This is a genomic window from Methylobacterium aquaticum (genome assembly GCF_001043915.1).
In the GTDB taxonomy this organism is placed as follows: Bacteria; Pseudomonadota; Alphaproteobacteria; order Rhizobiales; family Beijerinckiaceae; genus Methylobacterium; species Methylobacterium aquaticum.
Genome location: NZ_LABX01000347.1, coordinates 1 through 12,598 on the forward strand (window position 1 = coordinate 1; position 12,598 = coordinate 12,598).

13 protein-coding genes are annotated in these 12,598 nt (G+C 72.3%); 3 read left to right on the forward strand and 10 right to left on the reverse strand.

Annotated elements, in window-relative coordinates:
* Positions 1 to 93 precede the first annotated feature (93 nt).
* Positions 94 to 990 (forward strand): L,D-transpeptidase, encoded by an 897-nt coding sequence (locus VP06_RS31585; RefSeq protein WP_048467784.1) that lies wholly within the window; start codon positions 94 to 96, stop codon positions 988 to 990.
* Between the two features lie 17 nt (positions 991 to 1,007).
* Here VP06_RS31585 and VP06_RS31590 read toward each other — a convergent pair whose 3' ends face one another.
* Both VP06_RS31590 and VP06_RS31595 read right to left on the reverse strand, forming a co-directional pair.
* A complete protein-coding gene (locus tag VP06_RS31590) occupies positions 1,008 to 1,232 on the reverse strand; it encodes a hypothetical protein (protein ID WP_048467785.1) in 225 nt (74 codons plus the stop codon).
* Positions 1,229 to 1,771 carry a hypothetical protein gene (locus tag VP06_RS31595; RefSeq protein ID WP_053082119.1) on the reverse strand — a complete coding sequence of 181 codons (543 nt, stop codon included), beginning with the start codon at positions 1,769 to 1,771 and terminating at the stop codon, positions 1,229 to 1,231. The genes VP06_RS31590 and VP06_RS31595 overlap by 4 nt, the downstream gene beginning before the upstream one ends.
* 169 nt (positions 1,772 to 1,940) lie before the next feature.
* On the opposite strand from VP06_RS31595, the gene VP06_RS31600 reads away from it, so the two are divergent.
* Entirely contained in the window at positions 1,941 to 2,810 is an 870-nt protein-coding gene (locus VP06_RS31600) for a protein-L-isoaspartate O-methyltransferase family protein (RefSeq protein WP_053082120.1), read from the forward strand.
* Positions 2,811 to 2,871: 61 nt separating this feature from the next.
* Here VP06_RS31600 and VP06_RS33975 read toward each other — a convergent pair whose 3' ends face one another.
* On the reverse strand, positions 2,872 to 3,141 hold the full coding sequence (locus tag VP06_RS33975; RefSeq protein ID WP_053082121.1) for a Pam3-gp28 family putative phage holin: 270 nt from the start codon (positions 3,139 to 3,141) through the stop codon (positions 2,872 to 2,874).
* Positions 3,142 to 3,173: 32 nt separating this feature from the next.
* Positions 3,174 to 3,749, reverse strand: coding sequence for a glycoside hydrolase family 108 protein (locus tag VP06_RS31605; RefSeq protein ID WP_053082122.1), 576 nt, complete (start codon positions 3,747 to 3,749; stop codon positions 3,174 to 3,176).
* Between the two features lie 146 nt (positions 3,750 to 3,895).
* Here VP06_RS31605 and VP06_RS31610 point away from each other — a divergent pair, with 146 nt between their 5' ends.
* Positions 3,896 to 4,150, forward strand: a complete 255-nt coding sequence (locus VP06_RS31610) for a SemiSWEET transporter (protein WP_048467786.1) — start codon at positions 3,896 to 3,898, stop codon at positions 4,148 to 4,150.
* Between the two features lie 136 nt (positions 4,151 to 4,286).
* Here VP06_RS31610 and VP06_RS31615 read toward each other — a convergent pair whose 3' ends face one another.
* The 6 genes from VP06_RS31615 to VP06_RS31640 are packed head-to-tail and all read right to left on the reverse strand — an operon-like array spanning position 4,287 to position 12,501.
* Positions 4,287 to 4,736 carry a hypothetical protein gene (locus VP06_RS31615; protein WP_048467787.1) on the reverse strand — a complete coding sequence of 150 codons (450 nt, stop codon included), beginning with the start codon at positions 4,734 to 4,736 and terminating at the stop codon, positions 4,287 to 4,289.
* 2 nt (positions 4,737 to 4,738) lie between these two features.
* On the reverse strand, positions 4,739 to 6,577 hold the full coding sequence (locus VP06_RS38375) for a DUF2793 domain-containing protein (protein ID WP_245291391.1): 1,839 nt from the start codon (positions 6,575 to 6,577) through the stop codon (positions 4,739 to 4,741).
* Positions 6,570 to 10,523, reverse strand: coding sequence for a baseplate multidomain protein megatron (locus VP06_RS31625; RefSeq protein WP_048467788.1), 3,954 nt, complete (start codon positions 10,521 to 10,523; stop codon positions 6,570 to 6,572). Before VP06_RS31625 ends, VP06_RS38375 begins: the two co-directional genes overlap by 8 nt.
* Entirely contained in the window at positions 10,520 to 10,996 is a 477-nt protein-coding gene (locus VP06_RS31630; protein WP_425350975.1) for an NlpC/P60 family protein, read from the reverse strand. Before VP06_RS31630 ends, VP06_RS31625 begins: the two co-directional genes overlap by 4 nt.
* Entirely contained in the window at positions 10,974 to 11,861 is an 888-nt protein-coding gene (locus tag VP06_RS31635; protein ID WP_048467790.1) for a DUF2163 domain-containing protein, read from the reverse strand. The genes VP06_RS31630 and VP06_RS31635 overlap by 23 nt, the downstream gene beginning before the upstream one ends.
* A gap of 4 nt (positions 11,862 to 11,865) precedes the next feature.
* Positions 11,866 to 12,501 (reverse strand): DUF2460 domain-containing protein, encoded by a 636-nt coding sequence (locus VP06_RS31640; RefSeq protein ID WP_048467791.1) that lies wholly within the window; start codon positions 12,499 to 12,501, stop codon positions 11,866 to 11,868.
* Between the last annotated feature and the right edge of the window lie 97 nt (positions 12,502 to 12,598).

Below are 12,598 nucleotides of genomic sequence, written 5' to 3' on the forward strand. Positions count from 1 at the left end.
GGCGGTTTCCCCTCGGCGGGGAAATGTCCTAGCTGTTGCTGCACTGCGCCATCCGGCGTTGCGTTCCTGTCTGCACGATCGCCAAGACCTCCCATGACCGACAAGAACCGCCGCTTCCTGGTCGCCGGCACGGCCGCCGGCCTCGCCTCGACGCTGCTGGCGGGGGCGTTCCCGCGCCCTGCCCTCGCCTGGACGGACCAGGATTTCGCCCCCGTCCGGCGCCGGCGTTCCCGCGATCCCGTCCAGGCCGATGACGGCGCGTTCTACGACACGCGGGGACAAGCCGCGGACCCGTATTACCGGAGCGAGCCGGCGCCCGCCCCGGCGCTGGAGGAGGATTCGTTCTGGGGCAGCTCGCCGCGGCGCGCGGAGCAGCCGCAGCCGGGGACGGTCGATCCGAACGCCACGGTGGTGGTCGATGACGGCCCGATCGACCTTGCCCGCGCCTATGCGGCCCTCGAGACCGAGCCGTTCCCGGTCGCGGCCTTCCGCTGGCGCCGCGCCAACCCGTCCTTCCTGCGCCAGGAGGTCGCCTATAGCGGCCGTCACGCACCGGGCACGATCGTGGTCGATCCGCGGGCGCACCATCTCTACCTCGTCCAGGAGGGCGGCCGGGCGCGCCGCTATGGCGTTGGCGTCGGCCGTCAGGGCTTTGCCTGGAACGGGGCGGCCACCATCAACTCCAAGCAGGCTTGGCCGGACTGGTACCCGCCCAAGGAGATGATCGCCCGCCAGCCGGCGCTGGCGCGCAGCGTATCGAAGTTGCAGAGCGGCCTCGGCGTGCCCGGCGGCCCGCGCAACCCGCTCGGCGCCCGTGCCCTCTACCTGTGGCAGAACAACAAGGACACGCTCTACCGCATCCACGGCACCACCGAGCCGGAGAGCATCGGCCGCAGCGTCTCCTCGGGCTGCATCCGGATGATCAACCAGGACGCGATCGACCTCTATGCCCGGGTGCCGGTGGGCGCGCAGGTGGTGGTGCTGGGCTGAGATCGCGTGCCCGGGGATCAAGGCCGCCGCGGGGCCGGGAACCTCCCGATCATCCCGGGCGGCAGGCCGATCCCTTCCTCGGCCCGGTCGACCATCCGCAGTACGAGGCGCCGCAGAGCCTCCGCCTCGCCCGCGCCATCCGCCACGACGGCCCGCAGCTCCGGCTCGGGCGCCGACAGGATCTCGGCCTCGAGCGCCTCGGTCAGGCGATCGAGCGTCAGATCGGGTCGCCACTGGGTCATCGCGGGCCTCCGTCGGAATCGAGCCGCAGCAGGGTGCGGCGCAGCCGCTTGCGGGCGCTGTCGTAATCCGTCTGGGACAGGCCGTGCCGGGCGCGGATCTCGGCGGCGGACCGGCCGTGGCCAAGCCCTTCGATGATCCGTAGCACCGTCTCGTCACCCGAGAACAGCGAGACGATCGCGCCGAGCGCCTGCGCGGCGGCGATGGCCCGCTCGGGATCGCTCCCCTCCCGGTCCGCCGGATCGTGCTCCCGGGACAGCTGGGCCCGGGACAGCCGCTCGTAGGTCTGCCGCCGCCGGAGGTCGTGCTCGATCGAGCGCATGCAGCCGGCCAGAAAGACCAGGACCGGCACCCCCCTCGGCCAGCGCCGCGTGCCGTCGAGTGCCCGCACGATCGCCTCGTGCAGGATGTCCGGCCAGTCGGTGCCGGGAAGCCGCCGCGCCCGCAGCCGGGCGAGCGCCCGCAGGCGCGCGAGGTCGAGGGCCGACAGGCCGCGGATCGCCCCTGCGATGTCGCGTGGCTCCGTCTTGTCCGTCTCCATCGTCGCCCTGTCCAACCGCCTCCGCGGTGATGCACACGGGCGCGCCGGCCGCGGACAGGCACGGACGAAAAATTCCACCGCACAGGTCGTCCGCGTCCGGCCCGCTCGTGCGCCTGCACCCATGGCCGCGCAGCCGCGGCCTGCGAGCGAGCAGAGGGAAGCAGGCACCATGGCACGAGACGAACGGTCCGCCATCGCACGGCACATCTATGCCCGGCACATTGCCCATGCGGCGGCTCCGGACGAGGCCGGTTTGCGCTGCGCCCTGGAGGCCGCCCTGGCCGCCGTTCCCCGCGAGCGCTTCCTGCCGCCCGGACCCTGGCACTTGGCCCGTTCGTCCGGCGGCTATGCCCGGACGCCCGATGACGATCCGGTCTATCTCTATCAGGACCTGCCGGTGGCGATCCGGTCCGAGCGGCACCTCAATAACGGGCAGCCCTCCTTCGTGACCGGCCTCATCGCCCGGGGCGGGCCGGCCCGGGGGATGGATGCGGTGCATGTCGGTACGGGAACCGGCTACTACACGGCGCTGCTGGCCCATCTCGCGGGCGCGGAGGGCCATGTGCTCGGCATCGAGCACGATCCCGCCCTGGCGGCCTTTGCCGCCGAGGCGCTGGCCGGCCGGCCTCAGGTCCGCATCGTCGCCGGCGACGGTGCGTCCATGCCGCTTCCCCCCGCCGACCTCGTCCTCGTCAATGCCGGCGCGGTGCGGCCGGCCGAATGCTGGCTCGACGCGCTGAAGCCCGGCGGGCGCCTGATCCTGCCCCTCACCGCCGGCCCGATGCCCGGCACCCCGATCACGCGAGGTGCCGTGTTCCTGATCGTGCGTCGCGACGACGGCCACTACACCGCACGCTGCCTCTCCCCGACCCTGATCTATCCTTGCGCCGGTGCCCGCGATCCGGAGGCTGAGCGGGCCCTGGCGCGGGCCCTCGCGGCCGGTGGCCAGGAGGCTGTGCGGAGGCTCGACCGCACGGATGAACTCCCGGACGACCGATGCTGGCTGCGCGGGCCGGGCTGGTGTCTCGCCTATGGGTGATCGCATCGGCACCGGATCCGTTCAAAAGGCGGAGCCCGAGGCCGCGGCGCCTCTGCCGAGCCTAAGCGGGCGGCCGGACCTTCGGGCTCGGGATCGCCCGGGCGGTCGTCGGGTCGGCGAGGATCGCCGTGACGGTGGGGACTTCGGCCGCGGCGGCGACGAGACCGGCGTTGCGCCGCACGTAGAGGCCCCAGACGGTCACGATGAGCGTGACCAGCGCGCCGGTCAGCGTGGTGGCGGTATCGGCATCGATCCAGCCGCGCCCGACGGCGATGCCGCCGCCGAACTGGAGCAGGGTGCGCAGCAGGGTGGTGAGCTGTTCCTGGTTCATGGATCCTCCTGGTGAAAGCCGGAATGGCCGCGTCAGGCCGCGACGGAGTGACCGCAGGCCGGGCAGGTCTTCGGTGCGGCGTGCCGATCGGGGGTGGCGTGGAGCGCGAGGCTGGCCACCCGCACCTCCTCGACCCGCCGGGTCCAGCCGCGGCCGAAGCGCGGCCAGGTCGAGAGCGCCCGCAGGAAGGCCAGACGCCCGTCGCACACGGCGCCGATCAGCCCCGGTCGGTCGCGGTCCGCCAGCGCCGCCAGCGTCACGGGGCCGAGCCGTCCATCGTCGGCCACATCCAGCGCCCGCTGGAGACCGATCACCGCCCGCTTCGGTCCGCTATTCACCGCGAAGTCGAACAGCGCGACGTCGAGCCCGGCCGGCAGCGCGTCGCCCTGGATCGCGTCCCAGAACCGGCGCCGGTAGAGCGGCGCCACCGTGGCCGGCGTCAGTGCCCGCACCTCGGCGCGCGTCGCTGGCCGGCCGAGCCACAGGCTCAGGGTGCCGATGGTGACGCCGAGATTCGTCGCTCCCCCGGGATCGGCCGGGTCGTCCGACCATCCCCCCTCGTGTGTCAGGACGAGCGCAAGCGCCCGCTCGAACGTCGTCGCGGACATGCAGGATCTCCAGATTGTCAGCGTGGCGTGGGGACCGGGCGTGACGGCGCGCCGCCCGAGCCGGTGGCGGTTGACGCCCCCGGAGCCTTGGTCATGGGTGGGCAGGACGGCCGTCGAACCGGCCGCGCACCGATGGGCGGGGGCAGATGAGCTGGATTGATTTCTGCGGCTATGCGGCAGCCGCCTGCACGACCGCAGCCTACCTGCCCCAGGTCATTCAGGCGTGGCGCACGCGCTCGACCCGCGATCTCTCGGTCGGGATGCTCGTCGTCCTCAACCTCGGGCTGGCGCTGTGGCTTACCTACGGCCTCGCGCTCGGCGACAGACCCCTTGTGGCGGCCAACGCCGTCACACTGGTCCTGGCCGGCACGGTGCTCGTCCTCAAACTCCGCCACGGGTGAGGGCCGGGTGGCCCTAAGCAGATTTCGCCGAAGTGGTCACCGGTTCGGCGATAAAAATCTGCGACAAAACAAGAGCCTAGGCGGGCGAAGCGTTGGCCTGCCAACGCAAGCCTGCTTGGCGTTTGTCAGGCCGCGATCAGAGGGTGGCAGCCTGGCGCCACAGCGCGTCCAGGGCCGCCGCATCGTAACCGAGCGCGGCGCCGAGCCGCGCCACCATCGGGTGGCCGCGCTCGAACGTGGTGGCACCCGACAGCAGCATCCGGGCGGCAAATTGCTGGGCGTCCGGCAGGCCCGCCACCGCCGCCTCCATCCGCGCCGGCAGCGTGCCGGTCATCACCGCCGCCAGCGCCTCGTCCTGCGTGATGGTGCCGGCCAGGGTGAGCGCCTGGAAGAACTGCCGGTCGCTCACCGAAACCGCCGGCGCCACCTTCGCTTGCTCCGGGATCGGCAGCGGCGCCGCTTCGTGGCCGGCCTCGAGCCAGGCGAGATACCTCTGCCAATCGATATTGGCCGGATCAGCGGGGATGAAAGCGCCATCGGCCGTGCGCAGGACAAATGGCATCCCGTCCATTGCGGCATAGCTCATCGTCAAATCTCCGCGCTGACGGCGAACATGAGTGCGGTCTGCATCGCACCGCTGATATTGGACTGAACGTATATTCCTACCTCGCTCATGCCTACGGCGGAGATGTCTCCGCCGTTATTCCACGTATTTGTGTAATATGTGACTTTCCCGGATGCGCCGTTGGCGTCATAAAGAGTCAGTGAAGGGGCCGCACGCTTCCGGACGTTGAAAGTGATATATTGCCCAAAGCCGCCGGATGGGTGTGCATATTGACACATGTCCGGGTTTATGTTGACGGCCGATCCCGGAGCGATGCCCGTCTTGTAGTTCGTCTCGAAATAGCGCTGGCACAGCGCCAGTTCTGCGTCGATGGGGCGGCGCTCGAAGACGGTCGATGCGGTCCCCGGCTCGAATTGCGGTCGCAGCACCGTGCCGGCGGAAAACTCCACATTGGTTTGTGTGGTGGCGCTCAACCCGGCAACGGTCAACGGGCAGGCGGCGTAGGAGCCCGAGCCGGCTGCCCCGCCCCCTTGCCACACCCGCGCCTGCGCCGTGCCGGCATGGGACAGCGTATAGATCCCGCCCTCGATCATTGCCGCTTCGATCGGCAGGACGAGCGAGCCTGCGGAGATCGTCAGCGCCGTATCGAGTCCACTGACCGCAAAAGTATAGGTCGCGCCGGACGCGCCCGCCTTGACGCCGTCATGCCCATAGGCGCCTGCCGCCAGCGTCACCGTTCCCGAGCGAGCGCGCTGGTTGATTGCGAAGGCGGCATTGCGCAGGCGGTTGCGGAAGCTCGGCCCGAGACCGAGCGCGACGGCGGCAGCGCCGGCATCGGCCGCCGTCAGCACCGCCCGGCCGGTCGCGCCGGCATCCGTGATCTCGGCCGCGGCCGGGCCGGCGAGCGGCTTGCCGGAGGCGCGGACGTAGTCGACCACGCGCCAGTTGCCCGAGCCGTCCGAGGTGGCGACGGCGGTGTCGCCGGCCGCCGTGACGAGGGTGGCGCCGCCCGGCAGGATCAGGCTCGTGGCGTTGTGGGTGAGCGTCGCGGTGCCGGTGAAGCGCAGCAGGCGCAGCCGGTTCGGGACGGTGCCGAAGCTGGTGACCGTGCCGGTGCCGGTGAGCGCCACCTTGAGCGACGGGAGCCCGCCGAGGTCGACCGTGGCGGCAACGGCGGCGGAGACCTCGGCCGCCGCGAGGTCGAGGCCGCCGGTCGAGCGGTCGACCCGCAGGGCCTCGCGCCAGGTGCCGCCATCGGCCGAGACCTTGAGGCGCAGGTCGTCGTCGCCGGTCAGCCCGATCTCGGCCCGGCCCGAGAAGCCGGTCTGGAGCAGGAACGACAGGGTATTGCCGGGGGCCTGCTTGTTGAGGGTATAGCGCAGGTCCCCGGTGCCGCCCTCGCCGGTGGTCAGCGCCGTCCAGAGCGCCTTGTTCAACTTGGCGGCGAAGGGGTTCGTGGCGTCGGCGGTGGTGCCGAGGCCGAGCCGCGTCAGGTTCTGGAACGCCGTCAGGGTGGAGCGGAACGAGGCCCAGGCCCCACCGGCATAGGTGTAGAGGTCGGCCTCGTCCGCCACGAAGGCGAGCCAGCCGGGGCGCGGCACGAAGGAGCGCCACGCCCCGTCCTGGTAGCGCACCACCCGGCCGGCCCAGCCCGACCACGCTCCGGTGGGGCTCGCGCCCGCGATCAGGTAGCGGTCGCCCTCGGCCGGGCCGGCGGGCGGCGCGGTCAGGTCCTTGTCGAGCACCGCGAGCTGCACCAGCGTGTCGAGGCCGACCAACGCCTCGTTGTGCGTCACGTGCTTCTGCGCCTGCGCCGCCTGCAAGAGCGGCAGGGCGAGGTTGGCGGTGGTGGCGTCAGGCATGCAGGGTCGCCCTCAGGGCCGCGCCGCGGCCATAGGTTGCCGAGACTTGGTGGATGGCGACGGACAGGCCGGTGACCGGCCCGCCGAAATCGGCCGCCTGGTGGGCGGCCGTGTAGGTGACGGCCGGCGCCGACAGGTCGAACGTGCGCAGCACCGTCGATCCGGCAGAGGAGCCGGCAGAGGAACCCGACAGCACGTCGACGGCGTAGGCTTCGGTTTCTTCCCCTAAGGGCACCTCGACCTGCTCCCACGGGTCGCCGTCGATCCGGGTGCGCCGGATCCACGACAGGACGAGGTCGCCGGTCTGCGCCCGCACCATCCGGGCCTGCGCGGGCGCGTAGGGGCGCAGGCCCACGCCCCGGAACGCCAGGGTGTCGCCGGCAAAGGACGGATCCTCCGGCGGCCGGCCGAGCGGCCCCCAGCGCCAGGCGAGCGGCAGGGTGCGCAGGGACAGCGGCATCCCGGACTGCACCAGCGCGTCCGTCAGCACCACGAACGGGGCACCGGCCGGGGTTGGGCTTCCCAAGGCGAAGTCCGTCCCGAGCTGGCCGCGCAGCAGCGTCGCGAGGCGGTAGCGCCCGGGCGCGAGCAAGGTGGCTTGCGCCCATTGCAGCACCTCCCATTCCCCCGAGGGTGTCAGCAGGGCCGCCACGTTGGCCCCGTTGAGCACGTCGATCTCGGGGGCGGACGTCAGCTCGACCCCGCGCGGCACCTCGACAAAGACGCCGTTCACCCGGTCCCACCGCGCGCACGGCCCCGGGGAGAGGTCGGCCGTCAGCCGCCCGATGACCGACCGGGCGCCCAAAGTCGCGTCGTCCGCGAAGGCGCCGCCGGCGGTCGCGCGCAGCACCGCCACGGGCGACCACGGCGCCGTGTAGGCGGCGAGGTAGGGCGCATGAGCCACCGCGTCCGAGCGCAGGAGCGGCAGGTCGAGGAACTGGAACAGCGCCACACCCACCGTCGCCGGTGGCTCGGCTGGCCGCGGCGCCGCGCTGCCGTCCCGGTAGGCGAACACCGCGGGATCGGTGCGGATGCCGCTCGCCGGCCGGCCCCCCTCCAGGCCGAGATGGGTCAGCCGGTAGTCGGTGCCGCTCCCGGCCAGCGACAGGGTGACGACGTCGCCGGCATCGAGCGCCAGGCAGGAGGGCGGCAGGGTGGCCCCGACCTGCTCGCGCTCGACCACCCCCTGATAGAGCAGCGCCTGCGCGATGCCCCGCGCCGCGCCCTCGTCGAGACAGAGCGGCACGGAGACCCGCTGCACGGCGTTGGCCCGGCCGTCGGAGCGGCGCGCCTCGACTGAGGCCGACTGGTAGCCGCGCTGCGGATCGATGTAGGTCAGCGCCACCACCCCCGGCAGCGCCGTCTCTTCGCCGCGCGTGCGCCGGTAATCGCCGCCGCTGCCCTCCCGCGCCACCAGATCGTCGGCCGTCAGCGAGGCCGCCGGCGCCCGCGCCAGCGGCGCGAAGACCAGCCGCCCGGCCGACTCGGCCGCGTCGAAGAAGAAGCACGTCCGCAAGCTGTCGAGCGAGGCCCGCGGCGTCTGCACCTCGGTGACGGCGTAGCCCTCGACGAGGCCGTAGAGCTGGCCGACATCGATCGGAACCCCGAGGCCGCCGCACAGCTCCGCCACCACGTCGGCGATCGGCGACAGGCCGAGCCGCCCGTTGATCCAGTGGCCGAGCCGGTAGTTCGGCCCGTCGCTCCAGACGGAGGATTGGCGCGGGAAGTCCGGATAGGGCCTTGCATCCCAGGTCCAGACGAACAGCCGCTCGGGATCGACCATCCGGCCGCCATAGACGGCGGAGACCGGATTGCCGGCAGCGCCCTGCCAATAGGCCAGGGTGGCTTCGAGGTAGGCCCGCTGCGCCGCCGGATCCCGCCGTCCGTTGGAATAGTAGGGCAGGAACGACTCCGACGACTTCGGGTCGACGAAGACGTTGGGCTGGTTCATGCCCTTGTCGACTGCCGGGCAGCCCAGTTCGATGAAGCGGATTGGTTTGCCCTGCGGCACCCACCCCGTCGCCGTCGCCTGGCGCACCCCGCCCGGCCGGTCGCGATGCGGGTTCGCCCACCAGGCGCGCAGGTCCTTGGGGCGGAACACCCAGTGCTCACTGTGCGCCGTGTCGGCGATCGGCACCCGGTTCTGGGCGTCGCGGTCGGCGGAGGTCGGATAGGACCAGTCGTACAGCTCGCCGGCCGCGACGTTGCCGGCGAGATAGCCCGGATCGTAGGGCGAGGGCCCGCCGCCGGTGAACGTGCCCGCCTTGGCGTCGCGATGGTTGAACCCGTCGCGCCAATCGGCGAGCGGCATGTAATTGTCGATCCCGACGAAGTCGATATTCGGGTTCGACCACAGCGGATCGAGATGGAAATACACGTCGTTCGAGCCGTCGGCCGGACGATGGTTCGCGTATTCCGTCCAGTCGGCCGAGTAACCGAGCTTCGTGCCGCTCCCCAGGATCGCGCGCGCGTCGGCCACGAGGCCGACGAACTGTTCCACCGCCGGATAGGTCGCGGCCCCCGAGCGCACCGTGGTGAGCCCGATCATCTCCGAGCCGATCAGGAATGTGTCGACCCCGCCCGCGGCTTGCGCCAGCCGCGCGCAATGCAGGATGAAGCGCCGGAACGAGAATTCCGCCTTGGTCGACGTGACCGTCTTGCCGTTCCACGCCAGGTCCGCCGGCGCCACGGTGCCGAAGAACGCCGCGACCTGATCGGCCGCGGCGGCGGTCTTGTCGACGGTGCCGGGCCGGCCGGGCGCCGGATGGCAGGTCACGCGCCCGCGCCAGGGGAACGCCGCCTGCTCCGCCCCGCCATAGGGATCGGGCAGGCCGTTGCCGGGGGCGATGTCCATCATCACGAACGGGTAGAGCGTGACGGCGTAGCCCCGTGCCTTCAGCGCCTGGACGAGCTGCACCACCGACAGGTCGGAGGGGGCGCCGCCGAGGAGCGGCGCCCCGAGCGCGTCGCGGCTGACGATGGAAGCCGCCGCCCGGTCGATCCCCCCGGCGAGCCATTCCGGCGTGGTGGTCTTCACGGCCGTCTCGGCCTTCGGGACGATGCGGCAATCCGACAGCCGCAGGTCGGTGCCGTGCCAGGCGACCACGAGGGAGACGTGCCGGCAGCGCGGCGCCTCGACGGCGAGCTGGTCGAGGGCCTTCACAACATCGACCCCGCCCGAGACCGTGTTCTGCCCTTCGAGCCCGCCGAAGGTCGATGCGTTGACCGGCACGGTGGCATAGGTGAACTCGCCCATGCTCGGGATCATGGTCACGGCGGTCACGAGATCTTCGAGCGCCGGCCGGCCGGAGGCGTTGGGCGCCCGCCGGATCACCTCGGCGGTGATGACCGGGACCCGGTTGCCGAAGGCGGCGAGCGGCAGATCCTCGAACACGATGTAAGCGAGCCCGCGATAGGCCGGGGCGCTGTCGGCGCCCTCGATGGCCGAGATCTTCGGATCCGGCCCCTGCGCCTCGTCGCCGAGATAGACCCGGGCCCCGTAAGCCGCGAGCGCGATCGGCTTGCCGTCCGCATAGACCTGGCCGACGGCGACGATCGGGCCTTCGCACAGGGCGATCGCCACGCTGACGCTGTAGGAATAGGTGACGTTGAACGCCTTCTGCCCTCCCCCGCCCTTGCCGCCGGGAGACTTCACCTTCTCGACCGATTGCGTCTCCTTGATGCGGGTCGCCCAGATGATCTGACCGCCGATGCGGACGCGGCCGAAGACGCGGGTGATCGCGGCGCCCTCGGTCGAGGCGGTGACGTGCAGGTCCGTCAGGCGCGGGCCGATGTTGATCTGCGGCTTGGCGCGCGAGCCGAACAGGGCGCGGTCGATCACGCTGCCGCCGCCGGCGCCGAGCGCCTGGCCGAGAGCGCCGCCGATCGGGCCGCCGAGGGCCGAGCCGGCTGCCTGGCCGACGGCCGAGAGGACGAGCGTGCTCATCGCGGGGGCTCCGGCAGGATCACAGGCGAGGGTTCGGGGAACCGGAAGGCGTAGGCGATCCGCCGGGACCAGGCCGGCGGGAGCCAGGTCTCGACCACGGCGTGGCCGTCATAGGCGTGGATCATGCGGCAGGGCCCGGTGAGGATCCCGCAATGCTTGGCCGGCAGGCGGTCGCGCCAGCGGAACAGCAGCACGTCGCCGGGCTCGGCCGCATCGGGCGCGAGCGGCACGAGATGCCGGGCGGCACCGTCCCGCAGGGTCTCCGCGCCCCGGTCCTCGGCCCAGCTCGGCGAGTAGGGCGGCGGCACCTCCGGCTCGGCGCCGGTGAGCTCGGCATAGACGCCCCGCAGCAGGCCGAGGCAGTCGCAGCCCGCGCCCCGCAGGCTCGCCTGATGGTGGTAGGGCGTGCCGAGCCAGGTCCGCGCCAGCGCGACGACGCGCGTGCGGGTCTCAGCCGAGGCGGCCTCCATCATTGTCGGCTCCCTGGACGGCGTAGGCCACGGCGTAATCGTTGCCCGGCAGATCCGGGAAGCCGCGGAAGTTGAGGACGTTGGCGAACTTGTCGCGGCAGCTCGCCAGGGACTTGTCGCAGCCGGCGACGACCTGGAACGCATCGCCGGCCACGATCGGGGCCGGCATCGGCTCCCACAGGTCGAGGATGGCGAGCGGGCCGAGACGGACATGCGCCTGCACCTCGCAAGCCGCCCCGGCATTGGCGCCGGAGGTCCAGACCAGCCGGCCGGCCTCGAACCAACGGCTCGCATAGGCGGCAAGCCCGGAGGCGATCAGGCTGCGGGCGCTCCGCACCGTCGCCACCGTGCCGCTGCCGCGCATCGCCGGGGCGGTGGCGTCGACCCGGCAGCGGGCATCGCCGAGGAGCGCGTCGCAGGAGCGTTGATAGACCCGGCCGCGGGGCTGGTTGAGCCGATCGGCGAGGCCGCGCACCTCCGCCGTGAAGGCGGTGGGCCCGCGCGCGACCTCGCCGATCGTGCCGGAGAGGACCAGCACCCGGTCGGCCGGGCTCGCCCAGTCGACTCGCCAGACCGCGACCGCGGCGCCGTCGAACAGGCCGCGGGCCAGTTCCGCCTCGGCCAGGCGCCCGCTGGTGAGGGCGCCGACGATCTCCAGGCTGTCGGCGGACAGCCCGGTGCCCTGTTCGAGCGCGGTGCCGGTGGCGCCGCTCTCGGCCGAGCAGGTCACGCCGTCGACGGTGAGGTCCTCGTCGTGATCGGTGAAGCCGAGGCGCAGCCCGTCGGTGCGGGTGACGATCCAGCACTGGCACAGGGTGGTGACGCCGCTGGCGAGGCTCGCGGCGAGGCCGGGCGGCAGGGTCTTCATGCGGTCACCGCCGGATTTCGAGGATCGGGATATCGGCGACCACTCCGGCGCGCAGGGCCTGGTGGTCGATCTCGATGCGGTCGGTGGCGAAGCGCACCGGCACGTCGAAGGTGAAGCCCGCCGTCACCACGGCCCCGAGGCCGGGCGCCGCCGCCAGGGTGACGAGGCCGGTGGTGGCATCCACCGTGAAGGCGGCAGGCGCGAGCGCCACGCCGCCGACCGCGACCGTGACCGAGCCGGCGACCGGCTTGGTGATCGGCCGGGCATAGGGCGCGAAGGCACCGCCATAGGTCTTGGCGAGCGGGAACACCCGGGTGGTGCCGTCGCCGGTCCCGAGCGCCTGGTCGGTGGGCGCCGGCTCCCGGCCCGGCGGCGCGGAGGCATGGTCGAAGGGGTCGCGCCAGCGGAAGCCGTAGAGGGGACCGCGCCGCTCCTCGAAGAAGGCGATCAGCACGGCCACGTCCTCGGCCCGGCGCAGGGCCGGCCCGGCATTGTAGGTACGGCGGGAATGGCGCCAGAGGCTGTTCCTCTCCTCGTCGCCGGAGCCGAGGGTGACGATCTCGGTGCGCCGCTCCGGCCCGCCGCGGGAGCCGTAGGACAGGGCGAGCGGGAAGCGCACCTCGTGGAAGGGGCTCGGCATGGGTCTTCAGGCTCCTGACGCTCAGCAAGGCCCGGTTCGCACGGGCCCGGTTCTCACAGGCCCCGCAGGCCGCGCTGCACCGCCCTGGCCAGGGCGG